Raw genomic sequence first — 21,907 nt, forward strand, 5'->3', positions numbered from 1 at the left:
GAAATCCAAGGTCGGCGTTGAAATCAAGACCAACAACGCCAACGCCCGGGCCAAGGAAGGAAGCGGCGAGGCCGAGTACATAAGGCTGACCGGCACGGCGAGAGGCGCCGAGGTCGAGGCAGTCGGCCTCGCGCGCGCGAAGGGCTATCAAGCCCAGGTGTCCGCGCTCGGATCCACCGCGACGGCGCTCGTCAACGTGATCGGATCGCTCTCCGAGGGGCACGCCAAGTTCGTGCCCGACATACTGGTCACGGGCAGCGGCAACGGCGGCTCCGCCATCGACGGCCTAGCGGCGACGGCCATGCGCTTCCTTAGCGGCCCCGGCACGGCTTCCTCCGCATCTGGCAGCGCGAGTCCGCCCGCGGCCTCGGCGGCTCCTCCAGCCTCGCCCGGCGGCGCGGGACACAAGAGTAAGAGCGACGTTTAGCCCCGGCCAGTCGCTCGGTGGCCCATCGCCGTACCACAGGCGGCAGTGGACGTGCCCCGAGTGCGGGATTGAGCATGACCGCGACGTGAACGCGGCCATCAACATGCGGCAAGAGGGGCTGAGGATTTCGGAACTACCGCGAGGTCCGCGGGAAGTCATGCGCGTGGAGGGCGAAACCCCCCTGCCGCGGCGGCGCGTGCCGCTTGCGTCGGGGCGCTCTAAGAAGCGCGAATCGCAGGAGTGCGAGGCCCGGGCCAAATGCTAAACCCGGACCGAGACTCAGAGGAGGCGAAGACCGACGCTATCCGGTTCCGAGCTGCGGGATCCCGATGGCAACCCTCTGCGAGTCGTCGAGCGCCACTGGGCCGCGGCGGCAGGCGGGGGCCGCTGCCACGAGGTCGTTTGGCGCGAGGCACGGCCGGTACTGATCGATGGCTATGGAGCCACGCGGACGCCCAACACGACCCTCTCTCCGGCTACGCCCTTGAGGCGGAAAACGATGCTGCTGCCCATGACTTGCCCATCGCCGGCAACGATCCGGACGAAGCTGCCAGTGGGGCCGATTGTGACCCGCCAGAGGCCGGGAACGCCCGCGCCATCGACGATTTGCATCTCAATCCTGTTCTCGCCCGCGGCCCCCGCGAGGGTCCCCCCCCCGCGTCCGGCTTCGAGATAGACGAGGGCGCTGCCATTGGCGATCAACTGTCCACGGCCACCCCGGAGAAGGAGCTCGCTTTGCCAGAGCAGGCTGCGCGGCTCCGACGCGCGCAATCCCAGCAGTGTCGTTTGCGGGAGGGTGATGCTGGTGGGCGGCAGTGTGATCGTAGTCGGAATGGTGATCGTGGGCGGCAGCGTGATCGTGATCGGGGGAAGAGTCACGCTTGTCGGCGGCGGCATTAGGGTGGTCGTCGTGGTCGCCCCCGGACGCGTCGTGGGCGCCGGCCCCGCCACGGTAGTCTGTGGAGGGTTGGTAGCGGGAGGGCGCGTCGTATCGGTGCCTCCCCCTCCCCCGACGGCCACCGCGCTCCCTACCGCCACGGCTCCGCCGACGACGGCAGCCGTAGTCAGGGCGGCCGAGGTTCCGGCCCCGAGGATCCCCGCCGCCGCGAAGCCGCTCGGGACGACTGCGGCGCCGCCAACCCTGACAGCCGCCTTTTTCAGGAACGGGGCGCAGCCGTCGTCGGTCGGCACGACGGCCGGGTCATAGATCGGGGACTGGACCGCGTTGAAAGACTTGTCAATCACCTCGACGTAGTAGTCGAACTTTTGGAGCTGGCTCGTGGGCTTGGGGAGAATCGCCGAGTAGCACTCGCTCTCCGGCGACATCTCCACGTAATACCAGCTGGCGCCCCGGCCGCGGAAATAGACGCGTGCGCGGCCTACCTCAACCGCGGGCTGAAAGCAGGCCTCGAACCGCGGGTAGCCCTTGGCGACAATGCAGTGGACGGGCGTGTGCTCGATGAAGAGCGGTTCAGCGGCACACAGAACCGCCGGCATGAGTGCGGCGAGGGTCGCCGCGAGCGGTCGCCACGCGGAGGGATAAAGCACGCAAGTCCACCCCTGGTTCCAAAGTAAAACCGCGCCGGGGTTCGTGCAAGTCAGGGAGGACGGTCCCCTTCCTCTGAATTCTCTACCCCACTCGGTCCCGAGAGTTGTCGTTGGTGTGACGCAAACCACCAGCCATCAATGCGTTACGTGGCGTGGTCCCGACGCGGCGCGCTCCCCCGGAATGGAACGACGCCGGCGGAAAAGCAGGCTCTCCCCGACGACGAATTCATCCGTTCCCCTAGCCTCGTTTGAGAGTTATTCGATGGTCAGGACGGCCCGGGCCGGATCCGGCGCCCCCAGTGCGACGGCCAGAGCCCCTGGCGATGCCCCCCCTACCGTGAGACGGAACTCGCCGACGCCGCCGGTCTCGTTCCCGGCCTCATCCACCACTGTGAGCAACGAGGGCTCGATCGAAAACTCGACACTCGTGGCGGCACCCGGGGCCAGGCTAACGCGCTTGACGGCCTTGAGAGCCGCCAGGGGCACGCGGCCAGAAGCCGAGAGGGGGGTCACGTAGAGCTGCACCACTTCATCGGCCGCCATAGCGCCCGCATTCGTCACCCGCACGCGGGCGGAGACCTTCTCGCCCCGCCTCGCCCGGGGCTTCGAGAGCTCGAGGGGACCGTAACCGAAGCGGGTGTAAGTCAAGCCGAAGCCGAACGGGTAGAGTGGCTTTGCCGTCATGTAGCGGTAGGTCCGCCCGACCATCGAGTAGTCTTCGAAGGGCGGGAGCTGGTCCACCGATCTCGGGAACGTGATCGGCAAACGGCCCGAGGGAGCCGCGTCCCCGAACAGCACGTCGGCTACCGCGCGGCCACCCTCTTGCCCGGGGTACCAGACGAATAGGAGCGCGTCCGCCATGTCATCGACTTCGGGGCTCGCGATCGGGCTGCCACCCATCATCACCACGACGAGCTTCTTTGCCGCTACCCTCAGGGCACGCAGGAACTCCACCTGATTGGGGGGCAGCCGCAGATCAAGACGGTCGCCCTTCGTTGGCGAGGCGATAGCCGCGCCCTCTTCACCCTCGATCAGGTTCGAGAGGCCCATCACCGCGATGGTTACATCGGCTTCCTGGGCGTAGCGGTAGGAGCCAGGTGAGAACGGGTCCGCGTTGGGCCGGTCGGGCAGGCAGCCGGCGCGGAACTCCACCGAGGTGGCGGACGAGACCTTGCCCACGATCCCCTGGAGCACCGTCGACATGTCCTCATTCAGGCCGTAGTAGTTCCCGAGCAGCACCGCCGCATCGGCCGCATAGGGGCCGGTGACGAATAGCTTGCGAAGATCCTTCCGCAAGGGAAGGGCGGCGTCCCTGTTCTTGAGCAGCACTAGGGACTTCACCGCGGCCTCGCGGGCCAGTCGACGATGCTCGGAGGAGGCGATGGCGCTCTCCGGCACATGTGCAAACGCCTGGCGGTCCTCGGGGTCGAAGAACCCGAGCCGGAACTTCGTGCGCAGCAAATGACCAAGGGCCTTGTCGACCTGCTCCTCGGTCACCAGGCCTCTCTTCACCGCTTCCATCAGGGGGCTGTAGTCTGTACAGGCCAGATCGGTCCCCTGGCCCAATGCGAGCGCAGCCGATTCCGCCGCGTCCTTGGTCACTTTGTGGTTCTTGTCGAAGTCGGGGATGGCTCCGCAGTCCGAGACGACGTGGCCCTTGAAGCCCCAGCGGCCCCTCAGGGTGTCGACGAGAAGGGCCTTGCTACCACAGCAGGGCTCGCCGTTCGTACGGTTGTACGCGCACATCACCGCTTCCACTCCCGCGTCCACGAGGGCCTTGAAGGCCGGCAAGTACGTCTCGTTCATGTCCTTCGGGCCAGCCACGGCGTTGAAGGAGTGCCGCTCACCCTCCGGGCCGCTGTGCACGGCGAAGTGCTTCGCGCACGCAGCGGCCTTGATCCGGTCGGGATCCGGCCCCTGAAGGCCCTTGACGAAGGCCACGCCCAGAGCGGCAGTCAGGAATGGGTCCTCGCCATAGGTCTCCTGGCCGCGCCCCCAGCGGGGATCGCGGAAGATGTTGATGTTCGGCGTCCAAAAGGTCAGGCCGCGGTAGCGGTCCCGGTACCCGGCCCGTACCGCAGCATGGTGCTTGGCCCGAGCCTCGTCCGCGATCGCTTCCGCCACCCGACCCATGAGCTCGGCGTCGAAGGTGGCGGCAAGGCCGATGGCTTGCGGGAACACAGTGGCGCGTCCACCCCGGGCCACACCATGCAGGCTCTCGTTCCACCAGTCGTAGGCCGGTACGCTCAGGCGGGGAATGGCGGGGGCGCTGCTGCTAAGCTGCCCGATCTTCTCCTCGAGCGTCATCCGGGCGACAAGGTCCTTGATCCGGACCTCGATCGGTCGATCGGGGTCCAGATACGACGCCTGCTCCCCCGCAGCCACCGGCCCGGCCAACCCACCCACGCAAACGACAAATAGGGCAACTCTGTGAAGCATGGTCCTCCTCCTGGGGAACCGGCGGAGAATATTGTAGGCTTGACCTTTCCGCAATGGAGGCTCGATGAGGGCCTGCCGGTGCCGGACCCAGAGGGCAGCACGCGCCCGCGCCTTCTCCACGACGAGCACCAACTCGAACACACGATCGGCGGTGGCCTGTTTCCAGGGGAGAAGGAGTGGAAGAAACGAACCCAAGCGAGGTTAGACCATGAAAGCTGTCGTCGTCCACGAGTTCGGCGGGCCTGAGGTACTCAAGCTCGAAGACGTGCCCACACCCCGCCCCGCGGGGGGACAAGTGCTCGTCCGTATTCGCGCGGCTGGCGTAAACCCGTACGACACGCTGATGCGCAGCGGAACATACGCCGTCAAGCCACCATTGCCCTACACGCCGGGCTCCGATGGGGCTGGCGACATCGAGGCGGTGGGCGACAACGTGAGCCGGGTAAAACCGGGTGACCGCGTTTACACCGCGAAGACGTTAACCGGTGCCTACGCCGAGTATGCGCTGACCTTGGAAAGCCAGGTTCATTCCCTTCCCTCGAACATCAACTACGCCCAGGGCGCGGGCATTTGGGTGCCGTATGGCACGGCATTTCATGCGTTGCGTCAGGTCGCCAGGGCACGCGCCGGAGAAACACTCCTGGTTCACGGCGCCAGCGGCGGGGTAGGGGTCGCTGCCGTCCAGATCGGACGGGCCCTGGGCATGACCGTCCTCGGTACAGCCGGGACCGAGAAAGGACTAACACTGTGCAAGCGCGAAGGCGCCCAGCATGCTTTCGATCACACCAACCCGACCTACCGAGATCAGATTCTTAAGGCGACGGGCGGCCTGGGCGTCGACCTCATCCTGGAAATGCTTGCCAATGTGAACTTGGGACACGACCTGAAGCTGCTCGCTCCTCAGGGCCGTGTGGTGGTCATTGGCAGCCGGGGTGACGTCAGCATCACGCCGCGCGACCTCATGACCCGTCGTGGCTCGATTCACGCCTTTACGCTGTGGGGAGTCACCGAACCCGAAGAGAAGGAGATTCACGCCGGCTTGATCGCCGGGCTGGAGAACAACACCCTCCGGCCCGTGGTCGGGAAGGAGCTGCCACTCGCCGAGGCCGCCCGCGCTCACAAGGAGATAGTCCAACCAGGCGCGTACGGCAAGGTTGTTCTCGTTCCGTAAGTAGCCGCTGGGTACGATTCAGGTGCGGTCAAGGGCAGGCCGCCCCTGATCCCTCGCTCGATAGAAAGACATCCAAGCGACGGCCGCCTAGGGGCCCACGACCTCGAGAAGAGCCGCGTCGGAGTCGGTCCACGCCGGTGCGCCCTGGTGACTGAGCCTGCGAGCGGCGTCGTCCCAGTGCAGGTGGGTGATGCTGCTGTCGCCCCTCTCGTAGGCGTAGGTCTGTCCATCATCCCGATACAGCGTGAAGTCGCCGTCCGCGCCGGAATAGACCCGCACCTTCGTGAGCTTTTGGGTCTGGTGGGTGCTCTCGACGGGCTCGCCCAGAGGTACGATCGATCCTGCGCGGACGAAGAGCGGCAGCGTGTCGACGGGCGCCGGAACCTCGATCGTCTGTCCTCCGCGAACTCTTTCCCTCGTCCAGTAGTTGTACCAATTCGCGCCCTGAGGCAGGTAAACCGAGCGGCGGGTCGCGCCCTGCTCGGTTACCGGCGCCACGAGGAACGCCGGGCCAAACATGTACTCGTCGGTGATACCGGCGGCTTTCGCGTCTTCGGGAAAGTCCATGAAAAGCGCCCGCATGTACGGAGCCCCCGTCTGGTACGTCTTGTAACCCAATGAGTAGATGTAGGGCTGCAATTGATAGCGGAGCTTGAGGTACTTCACGAGGATGGGCTCCGCTTCCCTCCCGTAAGACCAAACCTCGTTGTACAAACGGCTGCCGTGGGCGCGGAAGATCGGGAGAAACGCCGCGTACTGGAACCAACGGGTGTAGAGCTCGGGGTAATCGTCATAACCTCCGACGTTGTCGCGCGCATCCGATGGGTCCAGAAGCGGCTTGCGCGCGGGTCGGTGCTGGGCGGGCAAGTACTGCCAGCCACCGATGTCGTTCGACCAATAGGCCATGCCCGAGGCGGCGAAGCCGAGCCCGGTGGGAATCTGCCGCTTCAGAGTGTCCCAGGTGGGATGGATGTCCGAAGACCAGAACATCGTGCCGTTGCGCTGGGCGCCGAGATAGGCGTCGCGCGAGAGGATGAGCGCGCGGTGGCCGCTGTCGCGGCGGAACCCGTCGTAGAGGGCCGCCGTATGGAAGAGGGGATAGACGTTGAAATAGCGCGTGCCGGGGCCGATGTGGAAGAAGCTGCCGTTGGGGGGCAGGTCCGGCTCGGTCTCGTCGGCCCAGAGCGAGTCGAATCCCTTGCTGAGGATGTTGTCGCGGATGGTGTCCCAGTACCACCGGGCCGCCTCAGGGTCGGTGGTGTCGATGTCAGAGCCGGCCCGGTCGTAGGGGAGGCCGTCCGTCGGCGTGCCGTCGGCGAGGTGCAGGAACCAGCCCTTCTTGGCCAGCAGATCGTAGAAGCGCGAGTCCTTCGTGAACCGCGGCCAGACGCTGATCATGGTCTCGAAGCCGAGCTCGTGGAGCTGGCGATTCATCGCCGGCGGATCGGGCCACTTGCCGGGGTCGAAGTCCATCTGGCCCATCTTGGTGAAGTAGAACCAATCGACCACGAGGACGTCCACAGGGAGGTGCCGCTCGCGATAGCCCTTGGCCACGGCCAGCACCTCGTCTTGGCTGGAGTAGCGCTGCTTGCATTGGATGTAGCCGTAGGCCGCCCTCGGCAGCATGGGCGTCACCCCTGTGAGCAGGCGGTAGCCGGAGTAGATCTCATCGCTCGTGCCGCCCGCGATCACGAAAAAGGAGACTCGATTGCCGACCTCCGACGTCCAGCGCGTCTGCTCGTTAAAACCCGGTTCGATGGTCGTCTTCGAGGGGTTGTCCCAGATCATTCCGTAGCCGTAGTTGGTGACCACGAAAGGTACGCAGATCGTAGGACCCCCGGTTGCGTTGTAGTCGTGCCAGCACGGGACCGTGTGCCCGCGGTGGTCCAGAAACCCTTCCTGTTGCTGCCCAAAGCCGTAGTAGTGCTCGTCATCGGGGGAAGCGAACACCGCCCCCACCCCATAGAAGGGAGCATCTCCAGATCGCCTGTCGTTCAAGATCCCAGCGTTGCCGTCCTTGTGATTGGGCACGGACATCGACCAGCCCAGCATCTTCGCTAAACGCTTGCCCTGGGGAGTGCCGATCGTGATGGCGGCGGGGGGAGCGGAGCCGCTGAAGAACCGGGCGATATCGATCTGCGTCGCCACGGGCGTGTGGGGACGGTGGGCCGCGACAACGATCGCCAGCCGCGGGGAGCGATAGACGTCGCCCTCCTCGCTCCGCTCATGTGCCCAGCCCTCAGCCGATGGGGCGGCGACGAAGCCATAGCCTGGCGGTGCCAGAGCCTCGGCCCGATCCAGGCTCAAGCTGACCCTGACGATGTTCGGGGCGTAGGGCTCGAGAACGATAACGCTGCCATCTCGCTCCAGGACGAATCGCGCCGGCTCCGCGCCCACCACGCACGCCCACGCTACTCCCGCGATGAGCGACAGGGCAGAGCATATGGAACGCGATACGAGACCCTGGCCGATTCCGGTCATTCGGCGCCTCCCCCTCATTCGATGACAGATCCTTAGCTCATTCTTAAAGGGTAGGATATCGTCCATGCGATTCTTGATCTTGCTCACGAGCTTGCGTCTCGCAGCCGCTCCCGCGATTCTTAGTCCCGCCAGCACCGTGGAGTCCTACCTCTCCGCCCTTAGGGTCTTCGACCATCGCGGCATGAGCCAGTTTTGGGCCGACGATGCCGTCACCGAAACGCCGGGCACGAGCTCCGAACCGCACGCGATCGATCGCGAGCGAATGCGTGCCATGCGGGGTTTCGAGCGGGGCATGCATACGAAGTGGTCGTGGACTCTCACGGAGGTGGGTACCTCTGACGTAACGGTCCGCCTCGTAGAAGCAAACGACCTCTATGACCTTCTCCGCTCTGGTGAGTGCGTCCAGACCGTGGTGTACTCAATCCACGACGGCAAAATCACGCGAATGGTCACCAGGGACATTGCCTACTCCGGCCAGCCATTTCAGGCGGCATTCGCCGCCTTCAAGGCCTGGCTGCTCACGACATCGGCCGCATCTGATGAGGCGATCATTCGGCAGGGGCAGATCCAGTTCACTCCCGAAGCTGCCCGGCACCTCCTCCGCTGGCTACGGGCTTGGCACGATCGCTAATCGGTTCGGCCCCCGACGCCATAAACCCTTACCGTTCGCTCAGGCCTTAGGGGTTGGTCGACAGCTGCAGGCCGCTGATGAGGAACAGGTCCTGCAGGAAGAAGCCATGCGTGTACGCGTACCCTCGCCCATTTGGAGTGATGTAGATCGACCAGATGTGACCGGTCCCCGTCGGGTCGCTCGGCCCGAGAGTGTTCCAGGGAGCGGCACGGCCCGTCTCGATCTCGATCCGGCTGATCCGCGCGGGCACGCTTCCCGTCCGCACGTAAACGAAGCGGCCATCGCCGCTGGTGCGCACCGGCTCCACGTAAGGGAGCGGCAGCGGCGATAGCTTCCACCGAAGGGTCTGCGTGCGTTCGCCGGCCAACGAATACGTCGCCAGGCTACCATCTGGCGCCCTCCCCAAGATGCTCACCGTCGGCAGCATACCCGGGATCGCAATCGTTCCCTCCGGGGTGATGGGGCGGACTGCAGCACTCGATGCTTCCACCACCAACGAGCGAGGCGGCCGCCCCGGCTCCGCTCCATTGAAACCGATTCTGCCGCTCTCGACCATCCAGACGCCGGACACGGGCTCGAAACGCCCGCCGGCCAGAGGAACTAACTCCCCGGGGCCCGTGGGGACGAGGAGCAACCGCCATTTCCCGTTGTCGAGACTCTCGAGGGCAACCCACCTGCCATCTTCGGATAGCCCGTGCGCGCGGCCGTCCCCGAGCCGTAGCGCCTGCCCTCCCCGAGTCGGTAGGAGCAGCGCCGAGCCCGGGAGCGCCTCACTCCCGTCCCAAAGCAGGATCTGGTTGCCGTCTCCGGAGAGGCCCACGACCCCCGCGTCCGCAAAAACGGAGGCATCGTGCTCGGCCGCCTCGCCGGCGCGCGCGCCCGCACGCCCCAGTGCTCGAGGCCGTGGTGGATGAGGACTCTCCCATCACGCGACACGTCGTGAACGACCAGCGTGCCGGCCAGGGCGCACACTACCCGCTCGCTGCCCTCGAGGGCCACACGCCGTACCGTTCGCTTCACGTCCGTGTCACCCGCGTCGACCAGCAGCGAACGGCCGTCGGGAGCCCAGGCAAGCCCCTGGTGGGCGGGAGGGATGTGGAGTTCAACAGCGTGCCCCGCTCGATCAACCAGGATGAGGCGGGCGCTGTCGAGAAGCGCGAGCCGGTCTCCTTGAGGCGACACTCGGAGCCGGGCCGCGGGGCAAGGCCGAAGGATCACCGTGCCGATCGGGTATTCAAGCTGGAACTGGCCCTCCCTCCAGCGGACCACGGCCAGGTCATGACCACCCGGAGACCAGTCCGCGTCCAGGACGTCGTCGAGCAGGGGCCTCACCGGCCCGCCCGCGAGCGGAACTCGCGCGAGCGTCCCCAACCAGAGGGTGCCTCGCTCACCCGCGGGAGCCAAGAGAATCGCGAGGTCCCCTTTCGCAGAAACGCTTAGTAACGTAGCGGGGGGCAGGCCGAGCGAGGTCGATGCCGAGCTCTCCAGCCGTCTCACGAAGATCTCGGGGGCGCGGCCGTCCCAGAGCGCGCTGTAGATCACTGTGCTGCCGTCAGATGAGAATCGAGCGCCAGTGACGATGCCGCGGCGGTGGGTGAGCTGGGTGAACCGAAGTTGATCCGGGGCCTGCCGCAAACTCCGGGCCGACCAAATGGCGGCGAGACAGCTGGCCACGGCCACGACGGCAACCCCTGCGACCCACAGGCCGCGGGCACGCCAAGGGTGTGGCCCTCCTCTGCGAGCTAGTGCTTCCGTTCCGCCGCTGGACAGGCCGGTGAGGCCTAGCGCGCGTTGGGCGCGCGTCAGGTCGACGCGGAGGTCGGCCGCGGTCTGGTATCTGAGCGTCCGGTCCTTGGCCAGCGCCTTATCGACGATGGGCCACAGGAGGGCCGCCTCCGGCCGCACGATGTCGAGCGGGGGCGGCTCTTTCCCAAGGATGCCTTCGAAGATCTCGGCGGCGCTCGGGCCCGGAAAGGGCGGCGCGCCGGTCGCCATCTCATACAGCACGGCACCCAGGGAGAAGAGGTCGCTGCGCCGGTCGATCTCCTCGCCCCGCGCCTGCTCCGGCGACATGTACGACGCCGTACCCAACGCGACGCCGGGGCGGGTGCCCACATCGGGCTTCCCGGTGCGCGTGACTTCATTTACGTCGAGCCCCCCGGAGTCCTCGGCCGAGAGCTTGGCCAGGCCGAAGTCGAGCAGCTTAACGTCGCCGCGCTGGGTCACGAAGACGTTGCTGGGCTTGATATCCCGATGGACGATTCCCTTTGCGTGGGCGGCCTCGAGCGCATCCGCCATCTGGGCTCCGAGCTCGAGCACCATCTCTACGGGCAGCGCCTTACCCCCGATGGCGTGCTTCAGGGTCTGCCCCTCGAGCCGCTCCATGACGATGAACGGCTGGCCGTCCTCCTCGCCGACGTCGAAGACACTGCAGATATTGGGGTGGTTCAACGCCGATGCGGCGCGCGCCTCCCGTTGGAACCGCGCGAGCGCGTCCGGCGTGCGCGCGACCTCGGGGGGCAGGAACTTGAGGGCCACGCGACGGCCCAGCCGCGAGTCCTCGGCTTCGTAAACGACGCCCATGCCGCCGCCCCCCAGGGGGGCCAGGATGCGGTAGTGGGCCACGAGCCGCGTGGTCATCGGGCCGGTGAGTGTCGCGTCCCCGAGGCCGCGGTGGGAATTCCCGTGCGCGTGGATCCAGTGGGCGTCACCGGCCGAAAGACGGTGCGAAACGTCCCGAAGATGACCTCGTCGCCGTCGCTTAGCCGCGTCGGACCTTCCCGTCTATCCCCGTTCACCCAGGTTCCGTTCTTGCTGCCCTCGTCGCTGACCCAGACCCCGTTCTCATCGGCGCGGATCCGGGCATGGATCCGAGAAACCCCGGTCGACGGAAGCCGCAGCCCGCACTCCTCGCCCCGGCCGACCAGCGTCTCGCCTCCGGGCACGGGATACTCACGCTTTTCCGCCAGAAGCGTCCCGCGGATCGAAGCCGGCTCAAAGCGCTTCCGCTCCTCCTCCACGACGTCGCCGGTGAAGGCATAGCCGAAACGGGACACGGTCCGCACGAATCGGGGTGTCCGGGCGGGGTCCCCCAGGCTCCTCCGCAACTCGGCGACGAGCTGGGCCAGGCTCGTGTAGCCCACGTGGGCCTCGGGCCAAAGGGCGTCCCGAAGCCGCTGCTGGGACAATGGGTTGGGTCGGTTATCCAGGAGCAGGGCCAGGAGCTGGAACGCCTTGGGTGACAAGGGCACCGCTTCGCGGCCACGCCGGAGCTCGCGCGCTTGCCGGTCGAAGAGGAAGCCGGCGAAATGCAGCCCCATCGCGGGCAACGGTAGCAGGAATCACACTTTCTTCAACTCTCCCTGAACACTTCGGCGGGCTAGCACCCCATCTTGGGAGCGAGCAGGGAGGTGGCAACGGCGTGATTCCGCTCATTCTGGCCCTGGCGCTCCAGGACACCCCTGCCTCAGGCTCCGGCGGTGTAAGCGTGCAGGCGTTCCGCGTCACGGAGCACATCGAGATCGACGGCCTGCTCGACGAGGCCGCGTGGGCCTCGGCCGCGCCGGCTTCGGGCCTCCGCCAACGCGAGCCCGACGAGGGTGCTCCGGCGACCGAGGACACGATCATCCGCGTGCTCTACGACTACGACACGCTCTACGTGGGCGTGCTCGCGCTGGACCGAGAGCCCGCGCGGGTCATCTCTCGCATCCTGCAGCGCGACACCCTGATGCAGCAGGCCGGCGACAACTCGTTCCAATTTGCCGGCGACGACACCATCGCCCTCATCCTCGATCCGTTCCAGGACCATCGCAACGCGTTTCTCTTCGCGACCAACCCGAACGGCGCTGAGTTCGATGCCCTGGTCACGGACGAGAGCCCTGTGCTCAACGTCGATTGGCGCGGCATCTGGCGGGTTGCGGCGAGGCGGACGCGCGATGGCTGGTCGGCCGAGTTCGCGATCCCATTCCGGACGCTCCGCTATCCCAAGGACGCCTCCGGGCGCGCCTGGGGTTTCAATGTGGAGCGCCTGATTCGGCGAAAGAACGAGGACACGCTCTGGGCCGGCTGGTCCCGGGCACAGGGCGGCCTTCATCGCGTGAGCCAAGCTGGGCGCTTGGAGGGCCTCCGTGGCCTGCCGCGCTCGACCTTCAACATCGAGGTGAAGCCCTATGGGCTGGCGGGGGTGACGCAACCACCCTCGCCCGACGGCCAGGCACAGCCCTCCGAGGGACAGTGGCGCCTCGGCGCCGACGCTAAATGGGAGATCCAGCCGGGCCTGGTGGCGGACGCGGCCGTGAAGCCCGATTTCGCGCAGGTGGAAGCCGACGACCAGGTCGTCAACCTCACGCGCTTCGAGCTCTATCGCCCCGAAAAGCGCGAGTTCTTCCTCGAGAACGCGGGTTTCTTCGATTTTGGGACCCGAGGTTCCTACGAGACGCCCCCCTTTCTCATGTTCTTCTCCCGCCGCATCGGAATCGCCGGCACTGACGAGGTGCCAGTCCTCGGAGGCGTGCGTGTCTCGGGAAGAACGGGACGTCAAACCGTTGGATTCGTGGATGTCGTGACCGACTCTGCTTCCGGAGGGCCCCGCACCAACTTCGGCGCTCTGCGATACAAGCGCGACCTCGGGGACCGAAGCTACGTCGGCGTGATGGTCACAGACCGGCACGCCTCGGGGAATGCGGAGACCGACCTCGGTGTGGACGCGTCGATCTGGGCGACACCGGTACTGCAACTAGAGGGCTTCGCCGCGCGCACGTCGAAGAGCGGGGCATTCCCAGATTCAGCCTACAGAGTCTCCGCTCAATACCAGGGCTTCCCGGTCTACCTGAGCGGCGAGTTTCTCAAGATCGGGCCGGGGGCCACGACGGGCATGGGGTTCGTAACTCGAACCGACATCCGGCGGACCGACGGCAAGGCTCAGTACACGTTCTTGCCCCACGTCCTTGGCTTGAGGAGCTTCACGCCGTTCGTCGGAGGGCAATACCTGACGCGCGTGAACGGCGAGAAGCAGGACACCAACTGGTATTCGGGGTTTGCGCTCACCTGGGACTCCGGCGAAAGCCTCAGCGTCACCCATGTCCGCGGCATCTCGGTGCTCGACGGCGGCTTCGCCCTAGCGGACCGCGTGCCGATCGCGCCTGGCTACTACGTTCTCCGCGACACCGAGATCTCCGCGAGTTCGAGCCCCAAGCGCAGCGTCACGGCGTCTGCCCAAGTCTCGCTCTTCGACAACTGGGGCGGCCGGCTGTCGACTGTCTCCGTCGCTTTGCAGCTGCGCGCGGACACCCACTGGTCGATCAGTCTTTCCGAGGCCCGCAGCCAAGCGAGCATGCCCGGCGGCTCGTTCATCGCGAGCGTCACGGCGTTACGCCTCGGCTGGACACCCACCACTCGCCTGACCGCCGCGACTTACCTTCAATACAACAGCCTGACCCGGCGCTTCGTGGCGAACTTCAGGGCTGACTTCATCCACCATCCCGGGAGCGACCTGTTTGTCGTCTTCAACGAAGAGCGAGGAACCGAAGCGGCGCCGTCCTTGCTTGTGGACCGAGGATTTGCCGTCAAGTTGAACTATCTCTTGAGGCTCTGAAGGGGGGCGAGCTATGAAGGCGTCGACCAGTAGAGGTACATGTCCACCCCAGCGACCCTTCCCACTCACGTCAGTCGCTTCATTCTCTATCGGGTCGTCCAAGACTGGGGCTAACCAGAGACGCTGCTCCACGATGCGATGCCATTCCGTTCAACGCTCCTTGGGCGACGTGATCACTCGCTGGTCTTGGCAAGTCCCTTCCACAACGAGTGGAGCGGAGACGGCTTCACGTAACTCTGATTCGTTGACCCGCCCTGCGCCTCTGAGCCGCTCGAGCAGACGGTTACACCATGGCGGAGGCGGGCCTTCTGCGCTCGAGACGCGAAGGCCGGGAGCCCCCTCTTCGAAGGACTTCCGTTACGCAGCTTGGTTTCCTCCCTTCCGCCCGGGTGCACCCAACGCGGTCTTGGGAGAGTGGTCGCGCGTCCCCGCAGGGTCCCTTTCGATCGGCCCGGACCTGTATAGGCCCTCTAGCTCCGTGAGGGCGAGTGTGGTCCAAGCGCCGACACGCGGCGGGGGCTTGAAGACCGAGGGGGCCTCGGATACGCGGGCTCAGGCGAGATCGAAGACGAGAACCTCCGCGGGCCCTTTGCCGGTAAGACGGACCGCTTCCGCGCCACTGAGCGCCGCTCCATCGCCTTCACCGAGTTCGTGCGCGTCGAGCGCGACCGATCCGCGGGCCAGCTGGACCCACGCGTGGCGACCAGGGTTCAGCTTCAGCTCGCGGCGCTCGCCTTCCTCGAGCAAGGCAAGCCACAGGTCGACGTCCTGGCTGATACGAAGGCTACCCTGGCGGCCGTCCTTGGAGGCAAGCAGCGCGAAGCCACGCCGGGCTGCCTCGTGATCGACCGGCTTCTGGTCGTATTCGGGAGCCAGACCTCGTCGATCCGGCAGGATCCAGATCTGTAGGAAATGCAGAGGTTCGGTTCTCGAGGCGTTGTATTCGCTGTGGGTGACGCCGGTGCCCGCCCGCATCAATTGGATCTCGCCGGGCCGGATCACGGATCCGGTGCCCATGCTGTCCTTGTGCTCGAGCGCTCCCTCGAGCACGTAGGACAGGATCTCCATATCACTGTGCCCGTGTGTCCCGAACCCTGAACCGGCGGTCACGCGGTCGTCGTTGAGGACGCGAAGCGTTCGAAAGCCCATGTTCAGAGGGTCATGGTAATCGCCGAACGCGAAAGTGTGCCGACTATCGAGCCAGCCCCAGTCCGTATGGCCCCGCTCCCCTGCCCTGCGCACACGCGTCGTCGCGCTTGCTCGGGCCGTCTGCTTCGCGCTGCTGCCCATCGAGTGCTCCTTGTCTAAACGACGTGATCGGGCTTTCGCTCTACCTGCCACGGCGCCTTAACGTGCGTACCTGAAGACCGGCGCCGATCAGGAATATGACCAGCAACGCCGCGTACAGAGGCCCGAAGACAGGCGATTCTGGAGACGCCACGATGGGGGCGCCGACTGGCACGCGGGTGAGCGTCTCCGTCACCGTCGGAATCATGAGGAAGAAAACAGTCATGGAATAGGAGATCGTCTTGACGTACGTCGACGCGCCCCCGAACAGGCGTGTCGTTTCCGCGAAGGCGGCGATCGTCAGCACGACGAGCGTGATGACGCCCAGAACATGGGGAGGGCCCGCCTTTCCGTGACGGAAGATGGGGAAGCCGGTCAGGGTCGTGATCACCAGAGTGCCGAGATAGACCTGCCCGAGTCGGGTTTTCGGGGAGATCTCTTTGTAACGCGCGAGCGCCATGAACGCCGAGACGACGCAGGCCAGGCTGACCAGGGTATGGAAGAGGCCCAGCGGCGTTAGATGGAACGGAGTCAGGGTCGTCATGGCCACCCCTTCCTTTATGAACAGTCCGACGTGCGACCGTTAGTGTGGAGCGATTCTACGCCCGCTCGAGCAGTGGCACCTCTCGATAAATCAGTGTTCCGAAAGGTGACGTTCTGCTGGGGTTGGTGGCTGCGAACGACACGGCTGGTAAATGGGAAATCGTTGATCCATAGAGCATTGTGCCTTGATCGCCCGTGGCGGCACGGCTGATGCACTCCATTGTCACGAGCTGGGTAACACCAGCTGGGGCAGGAGCCAAAATGTTCGCTCTAGAGACGGGGCTGGGTGGTTACGGTGGGACGGAACCTGAAGAGCCGATTAGGGTCTGGATCGAGCGCGGTGACGGCTCGATCACTCGGGGTCTGGTGGGGGTGCTTTCGGAAGACGGGGCTTCCATCCAGCTGACGGGGCCAGCTTTGGTTGCCGCGGGCGACGACGTGTCCGTACGCATCGCGGTGAGCCGGGACTCGCCCACGTTGGGAACGGTCGCCCGTGTACTCTCGGTCCGGTCGTCGGGGGCGGTGCCCGAGTGCGAGCTCGAATGGACGCACTCGGGAATCGAACGCGGGGCACTCGCGGCGCTCATCGCCTCCCTGAGTTGAGGCCTCTGCGAGGCGTCCGTCAGCACCGCCTGATGCGCGGTCTGATGATTGAGCCGAAACCCGCAGGCAACGCGACCGGCGTTGCCGTCGGCCCCCCCACAACGATCCCAGAGCGAAACCAGGACCCGCGTATGTACGCCCAGGCCCCGATTAGCCCAGCGTCGCAGCGGGGCCACCCTCGGTTAAGTTGAGCTCAGGATAAATTGCACGTTCTTCCCTACGAGTCGATCGGCACTTTTGGGCCGCAGAGCGGAAGCCATACCCGCGTCCCGTGGAATTCCTCGACCATGGTTGTTACCCGCCCACTCGTCGGACAGTTGAGCCCGAGGGTGCGGGTGAGATCAATCACACTGACCGTGCTCATGCTCCCCACCCAGCCGCCAGTATCGGCCACCTGCGCGCAAGCGTAGAGGTAGCCTTTCAGGTCCTCGTTGGTCGCTCCGTTCCCGGGGAGGGAGATGTTGATCCTCTCGCCGGCGGCCACCGTGCCGGTGACGACGCCCTCACCTGTGCAAGGCGGGTTCACTTGGTAGTACCCGCTCAGCCCCGCCCCCTGTGTATCTAGCCGCAACGAACCCACGCAGCCGCTTTGCGCCACAGGGTTGGAGCCCACATATATGGCCGTGAAGAAGAAGGGCCCGGACCACGTCCCGGTCACCTCGGCGGCGGAGTGGGCGATGACGCGCTGCCCCCGCAACCCATGAGCAACGCACCGCCCGCAGCCACGAGCCTGCCGGTCCTCCGTCGATTCGTCACGATGATCGTCTCCCGTTCGTCCCTCCATCGTACACCCGGCAAGCCATGGTACAGGGCGTGTCCGGGAGCCGACCGACGTCCGAGAAAATGCGTGGGTGAGCGATCAAGGGCGCGGCACGGGGCGGGCCAGAAACGGTGGCGCGGCCAAACGCTCTCCGGCGTACGCACGAACCTCTCCGAAGCGATGGCCCGTTGTCCATTCAGTCCGTGCCGCGATGATTTCCTCTGTCGTGCGCGCCACGAAGTTCCACCACATGAGCACGGTCTCGCCGAAGGGAGCGCCGCCCAGGAGGAGGGCGCGGGGCGCCACCGCCCCAGTCTCGAGCCGGAGCTCCCGGCGAGCGGTCCCCAGATAGTAGAGCGTGTCGATCGCCAGAGGCTGCCCCTCCAACTGGCATTCGCCCTCGAGCGGCACGATCGCATGCTCGAACTCGCGGTCGAGCGGGACGACGAGCTGTTGGTCGATGGCCACGGCTAGCTCCGCCCCGACGATGGGCGAAAAGACCCGCGCGGGCGACCTCAGGCCGCCGAGCTCGCCGAGGATCAGCGTTGCTTGGCCACCGGCCAAGGAAAGGACGGGGAGCGCCGCCTCTTGCTCGAAGGCCGGCGCCGCATTGCGGCTGGACTCCGGGAGCGCCACCCAAAGCTGCGCGCCCCGCAGATGACCGCTGTTCTGTGGAGGGGTCTCCTCGGCGTGGGCGATTCCTCGGCCCGCGGTCATCAAGTTAAGGACACCCGGGCGAGCGAGTCCCTCGGACCCGAGACTGTCTTTGTGGAGCACCTCGCCCGCGAGCAGCCACGTAACGGTCTGGATGCCGATGTGTGGATGGGGCGCGACGTCCATCGCCTTCCCTTGTTCGAAGCGCAGCGGTCCGAAGGAGTCGAAAAAACACCAGGCCCCGACGAGGCGGCGCTTGCTGCGCGGCAACAGACGACGGATCGCGATTCCGCCGAGGTCAACAAGGTTGCCGGGCAGGGCTTCGATCGTTGCCCCCGGGGACGGGTCGCACACATAGGACTCGGCCGTGGTCGACGGCGCGAGGTTGCTCAATGGAAGCTCCCGTATCGATCCATCCACGGCTTGAAACAATCCGACGCCGGCCCAACCCCCTTCACCTCAGAGCGCCATCTATCCATAGAGGACGGCGCCCGCGATAACGGCGCCATCCAGCATGATCCAGCCTACGCAGGGCAGGTAGATGTTCCTGTCGCGCTTCTGGAGTCCGTACCACAGCCACAAGACCGCAGAGAGCAAGTATGCGCTCCACGATAGGGTTGAGACCCCGGCCGCTTGATGGCCAATCCATATGGTCAGGACCTGAGGCACCGTCATGAGCATGGTGAAGACAGACAGTCCTCCCAAGAGTCGGCTCAGGACGCTATCCGCGCCGGGCGCATGACCTCTGAGAGTGCCCGGATCTGGTGGCATGGTTACCTCCGTGGACTCTGGACGGGCCGGCCCAAACGGGTCTGAGCTGTGAACACGCTCTCAGCGTTCTTCTGCTCTTCAGCGAATCGCGTCATTCTACCCCTCGTGCCCTTCCCTGATCCTCCACGAGGCCCATGTGCGCGCGTCGGCGTCGCTCTAGCCCGGGGTCATACGGCTACGCAGGGCGGCGCGAGAAGAGTAGACTCCCCTTGTACCGGTAAGGCGACAGTCTTGACCACCTCGCGGCGAGCGTCCTCGGGAATCGATGCGTAAGGATCAGCTTTGTGGCGCGACCTTCCGAACCGTTACGCTGTGGATGACGTTGCTGGTCGTTGGCTTCCTGGCCTGGCACTTCGAACAGATCCAGACAGAGACGCCAATCAAGTTCAGCGATTTCATGGTCCAGGTGGAGTCCGGCCACGTGGCGGACGTGACCATAACGGGCAACGAGATCAAAGGCCACAGCACCAGCTGGCAGCCCCTCAAGACCTTCGCTCCCATCGGGTACGACAAGCTCGTCGACACCCTGCTCGCCAAGAAGGTTGCGGTCAACTACCGGCCCGACAAAACCCCAATTTGGCCCAACATACTGTTCTCCTGGGCCCCCTTTATCCTCAGTCTCGGGTTCTGGATCTTCCTCATGCGGCGGATGCAAGGGGTGCGGACGAACAGGTCGGCCGACGACTTCGCCCGCCTCTTGGCCCAGCTGGCGGAGCTCGAGGAGTTGCTAGCCGAGGCCCAACGGATTGGAACCCAGACCGTGGTCTCCCTGATCTTGACGCCGCGTGGCAGCGCCGAAGGCGAGTCAACCCGCCTCGTCGTCCCGGCGGCCGTGGATGTCGTGAGACTACAGGTGGATGTCGTTAGAGGGGCGTCGCCCCAGTCCCATCGAGCGGTTCGAGCATTGATCCGCACGCCCGAGGGCCATCAGGTGTGGGGCCGGGATGGTCTGAGCATGCCCGGCGTGGCCTTGATGGTCGAAATCCCCGCCAGAGTCCTAGCGCCAGGCGAGTACACCCTCATCCTCAGCGGGTTCACACGCGACGGCGACATCAATGACCTGGCTGACTACTCCTTCGGGATCGTGCCCCGCTGACGTGCCTCACCCATCCCATCAATTCAGACTCCGGGCAGACCTAGACCTTTAGAGCGACCCCCCGGGCGATAGCGGGGAGATCGTCGGCCAGCTCCACGACGACGGACGCGTGTCCGTCGCCATGCGGCAGGATGAGCTGGAACTGTGTTCGATAGCGGATGAGCACGTGGCGCACGCCCTGCATATCGACCTGCCCCCGACGCCGAGTGAACTCCAGGACGGTTCGGATTCACGACGAGTTCTTCGATGCGGTCGCACCAGGGGGGTTGTACGACGGATGTTGCGGGCCCTGGACCATCTCAACGATCCGGCGACCTTGCGTCACCGCGACGTAGCGGAGCCTCGACTGGGTAAGGAGCAGCCTCGCCGTCATGCGACCTCACCCTCTCACTCGTCTCGAGCTCGGCCCGAGGGCGCCTCGGCGGGCGTCAGCGTGAAGCCCTCGTCTTTCCAACCCTCCACTCCGCCAAGCATCTTCTTCACCGCCCGCCCCAGCCGAGCCAAGCGCAGCGCCGCCCGGTCCGCTCCGTTGCAGTGGGGGCCGGTACAGTAGACTACGAAGAGCGCGTCGGCGGGGTACGAGGCCAGGTTACGCTCCACGATCCTTCGATGGGGCAGGTTGACGGCCCCCGCGATGTGACCCGCCGCGAACATCTCCGGGGCGCGCACATCGAGGAGCACGAAAGCGGCCTGGCCGGCGCTCAGGTCCGCGTGCACGTCCCAACAATCGGTTTCCAGGCTGAGAAGGCTTCCGAAATGGGCGACCGCCTCCGCGGGCGGGGCGGCGGGAACCTCCCTCACCAATGATGGGGCAACCGTGATCGCTGGCATCAATGTCCTCCATTCCCTACATTCCCATAATCTAGCCGCCGACGGCCGACTCGTCGAGTGGCAGGAGCGACAATATACGTCGAAATCCTGCCATGCTATGCTAGGTTCGGATGCTTGCCCCGGACCGACGCCGCGTGGTGGCCCTCGCCTACGAGGGGCTGTGCACTTTCGAGTTCGGGATCGTGGTCGAGATCTTCGGCCTGCCCCGGCCCGAGCTCGACGTGGATTGGTATCGGTTCCGGGTCTGCTCGCTGGAGAGGGGTCCCCTGCGCGCGGCCGGCGGAGTCACCCTGCGAGCCCCCGCTGGTCTGGGAGCTCTGGCGCGAGCGGGGACTATCGTGATCCCGGGTTGGCGGGACGCCGACGAGGCCCCCCCGGAGGCGCTGCTCCAGGCCCTGCGGCGGGCCCACCGACGGGGCACACGCTTCGTCTCGATTTGCTCGGGGGCGTTCGTGCTTGCCGCCGCCGGACTGTTGGACGGGAAGCGCGTGACCACCCATTGGCGCTACGCCGAGCGCCTCGCCTCCCGCTTCCCCAGGGTGCGAGTCGAGCCGGACGTCCTGTACGTCGAAGACGGAAACGTATTGACCTCGGCCGGGAGCGCCGCGGGCATCGACCTCTGCCTCCACATCGTCCGCCGCGACTACGGGGCGGCGGTCGCCAACCGGGTCGCGCGACGCCTGGTCGTTCCACCCCACCGGGACGGCGGCCAGTCACAGTACGTTCCCGATCCGATTCGCGGCGAAGCGGCGAGCGGTCTTGCTCGCTTGCTGGACTGGGTGCAGGCGCACTCTCACCAGCCATTGACGGTCAAGGATCTCGCAGAGCGGGCAGCCATGTCGCCGCGGACCTTCGCCCGGTCCTTCCTCCGCCAAACGGGCACGACACCCCACCAGTGGCTCATCTACCAGCGTCTCCTGAGCGCGCAGCGGCGCCTCGAGACCACCACGGAGTCGATGGACGAGATAGCTCAGGCGGTGGGCCTGGAGACCGCCGCCGCACTGCGGCATCACTTCCGGCGCCGCTTCCGAACGACACCCACCGCCTACCGCCGCGGTTTCACGATGGTCAA

General features: G+C 65.9%; 20 protein-coding genes and 1 pseudogene. 8 read left to right on the top strand and 13 right to left on the bottom strand.

Features of this window, described 5'->3' with window-relative positions; all coding sequences use genetic code 11:
• Together VN461_14260 and VN461_14265 are read left to right on the top strand one after the other, a co-directional pair.
• A partial coding sequence (locus tag VN461_14260) for a hypothetical protein (GenBank protein HXB55946.1) occupies positions 1 to 427 on the top strand: 427 nt, incomplete at its 5' end.
• Positions 428 to 455: 28 nt separating this feature from the next.
• A pseudogene (locus tag VN461_14265) lies at positions 456 to 692 on the top strand (zinc ribbon domain-containing protein).
• Positions 693 to 862: 170 nt separating this feature from the next.
• Here VN461_14265 and VN461_14270 read toward each other — a convergent pair.
• Positions 863 to 1,924 (bottom strand): hypothetical protein, encoded by a 1,062-nt coding sequence (locus VN461_14270; GenBank protein ID HXB55947.1) that lies wholly within the window; start codon positions 1,922 to 1,924, stop codon positions 863 to 865.
• Positions 1,925 to 2,230: 306 nt separating this feature from the next.
• A complete protein-coding gene (locus tag VN461_14275) occupies positions 2,231 to 4,414 on the bottom strand; it encodes a glycoside hydrolase family 3 C-terminal domain-containing protein (protein HXB55948.1) in 2,184 nt (727 codons plus the stop codon).
• Positions 4,415 to 4,622: 208 nt separating this feature from the next.
• On the opposite strand from VN461_14275, the gene VN461_14280 reads away from it, so the two are divergent.
• Entirely contained in the window at positions 4,623 to 5,585 is a 963-nt protein-coding gene (locus tag VN461_14280) for an NADPH:quinone reductase (protein ID HXB55949.1), read from the top strand.
• Between the two features lie 87 nt (positions 5,586 to 5,672).
• Here VN461_14280 and VN461_14285 read toward each other — a convergent pair whose 3' ends face one another.
• A complete protein-coding gene (locus tag VN461_14285; protein ID HXB55950.1) occupies positions 5,673 to 8,066 on the bottom strand; it encodes a glycoside hydrolase family 31 protein in 2,394 nt (797 codons plus the stop codon).
• 64 nt (positions 8,067 to 8,130) lie between these two features.
• On the opposite strand from VN461_14285, the gene VN461_14290 reads away from it, so the two are divergent.
• Positions 8,131 to 8,697 (top strand): hypothetical protein, encoded by a 567-nt coding sequence (locus VN461_14290; GenBank protein ID HXB55951.1) that lies wholly within the window; start codon positions 8,131 to 8,133, stop codon positions 8,695 to 8,697.
• Between the two features lie 46 nt (positions 8,698 to 8,743).
• Here the strand turns inward: VN461_14290 and VN461_14295 are convergent, their stop codons facing one another.
• The 3 genes from VN461_14295 to VN461_14305 all read right to left on the bottom strand — a co-directional run bounded on the left by VN461_14295 (position 8,744) and on the right by VN461_14305 (position 12,017).
• Positions 8,744 to 9,124, bottom strand: coding sequence for a hypothetical protein (locus tag VN461_14295; GenBank protein ID HXB55952.1), 381 nt, complete (start codon positions 9,122 to 9,124; stop codon positions 8,744 to 8,746).
• Between the two features lie 173 nt (positions 9,125 to 9,297).
• Positions 9,298 to 11,337: a protein kinase gene (locus tag VN461_14300; protein ID HXB55953.1), complete on the bottom strand. Its 2,040-nt coding sequence runs from the start codon at positions 11,335 to 11,337 to the stop codon at positions 9,298 to 9,300.
• Positions 11,334 to 12,017 (bottom strand): FHA domain-containing protein, encoded by a 684-nt coding sequence (locus VN461_14305; GenBank protein ID HXB55954.1) that lies wholly within the window; start codon positions 12,015 to 12,017, stop codon positions 11,334 to 11,336. Before VN461_14305 ends, VN461_14300 begins: the two co-directional genes overlap by 4 nt.
• 101 nt (positions 12,018 to 12,118) lie before the next feature.
• Between VN461_14305 and VN461_14310 the strand changes: the two genes are divergently transcribed.
• On the top strand, positions 12,119 to 14,290 hold the full coding sequence (locus VN461_14310; GenBank protein HXB55955.1) for a DUF5916 domain-containing protein: 2,172 nt from the start codon (positions 12,119 to 12,121) through the stop codon (positions 14,288 to 14,290).
• 552 nt (positions 14,291 to 14,842) lie between these two features.
• Here VN461_14310 and VN461_14315 read toward each other — a convergent pair.
• Both VN461_14315 and VN461_14320 read right to left on the bottom strand, forming a co-directional pair.
• Positions 14,843 to 15,580, bottom strand: a complete 738-nt coding sequence (locus tag VN461_14315; protein ID HXB55956.1) for a pirin family protein — start codon at positions 15,578 to 15,580, stop codon at positions 14,843 to 14,845.
• A 40-nt stretch (positions 15,581 to 15,620) separates the two neighbouring features.
• A complete protein-coding gene (locus tag VN461_14320; protein ID HXB55957.1) occupies positions 15,621 to 16,121 on the bottom strand; it encodes a hypothetical protein in 501 nt (166 codons plus the stop codon).
• Positions 16,122 to 16,381: 260 nt separating this feature from the next.
• Between VN461_14320 and VN461_14325 the strand changes: the two genes are divergently transcribed.
• Positions 16,382 to 16,723 (top strand): PilZ domain-containing protein, encoded by a 342-nt coding sequence (locus tag VN461_14325; GenBank protein ID HXB55958.1) that lies wholly within the window; start codon positions 16,382 to 16,384, stop codon positions 16,721 to 16,723.
• 217 nt (positions 16,724 to 16,940) lie between these two features.
• On the opposite strand, the gene VN461_14330 is transcribed toward VN461_14325, so the two are convergent.
• The 3 genes from VN461_14330 to VN461_14340 form a co-directional block, all read right to left on the bottom strand.
• Positions 16,941 to 17,420: a hypothetical protein gene (locus tag VN461_14330; GenBank protein HXB55959.1), complete on the bottom strand. Its 480-nt coding sequence runs from the start codon at positions 17,418 to 17,420 to the stop codon at positions 16,941 to 16,943.
• A 162-nt stretch (positions 17,421 to 17,582) separates the two neighbouring features.
• Complete coding sequence (locus tag VN461_14335) at positions 17,583 to 18,530, bottom strand: pirin family protein (protein HXB55960.1); 948 nt, start codon at positions 18,528 to 18,530, stop codon at positions 17,583 to 17,585.
• A 78-nt stretch (positions 18,531 to 18,608) separates the two neighbouring features.
• Complete coding sequence (locus VN461_14340; GenBank protein HXB55961.1) at positions 18,609 to 18,908, bottom strand: hypothetical protein; 300 nt, start codon at positions 18,906 to 18,908, stop codon at positions 18,609 to 18,611.
• Positions 18,909 to 19,173: 265 nt separating this feature from the next.
• Between VN461_14340 and VN461_14345 the strand changes: the two genes are divergently transcribed.
• The gene (locus tag VN461_14345) at positions 19,174 to 20,004 is read left to right on the top strand and encodes an ATP-dependent metallopeptidase FtsH/Yme1/Tma family protein (protein ID HXB55962.1); all 831 of its coding nucleotides are present in this window, start codon (positions 19,174 to 19,176) and stop codon (positions 20,002 to 20,004) included.
• Positions 20,005 to 20,044: 40 nt separating this feature from the next.
• Here the strand turns inward: VN461_14345 and VN461_14350 are convergent, their stop codons facing one another.
• Positions 20,045 to 20,188, bottom strand: coding sequence for a hypothetical protein (locus VN461_14350; GenBank protein HXB55963.1), 144 nt, complete (start codon positions 20,186 to 20,188; stop codon positions 20,045 to 20,047).
• Between the two features lie 203 nt (positions 20,189 to 20,391).
• The gene (locus VN461_14355) at positions 20,392 to 20,835 is read right to left on the bottom strand and encodes a rhodanese-like domain-containing protein (GenBank protein HXB55964.1); all 444 of its coding nucleotides are present in this window, start codon (positions 20,833 to 20,835) and stop codon (positions 20,392 to 20,394) included.
• 110 nt (positions 20,836 to 20,945) lie between these two features.
• Here VN461_14355 and ftrA point away from each other — a divergent pair.
• The coding region (ftrA, locus tag VN461_14360; protein HXB55965.1) for a transcriptional regulator FtrA at positions 20,946 to 21,907 on the top strand (962 nt) is incomplete at its 3' end.

It is taken from the genome of Vicinamibacteria bacterium (assembly GCA_035570235.1).
Classification (GTDB): Bacteria; Acidobacteriota; Vicinamibacteria; order Fen-336; family Fen-336; genus DATMML01.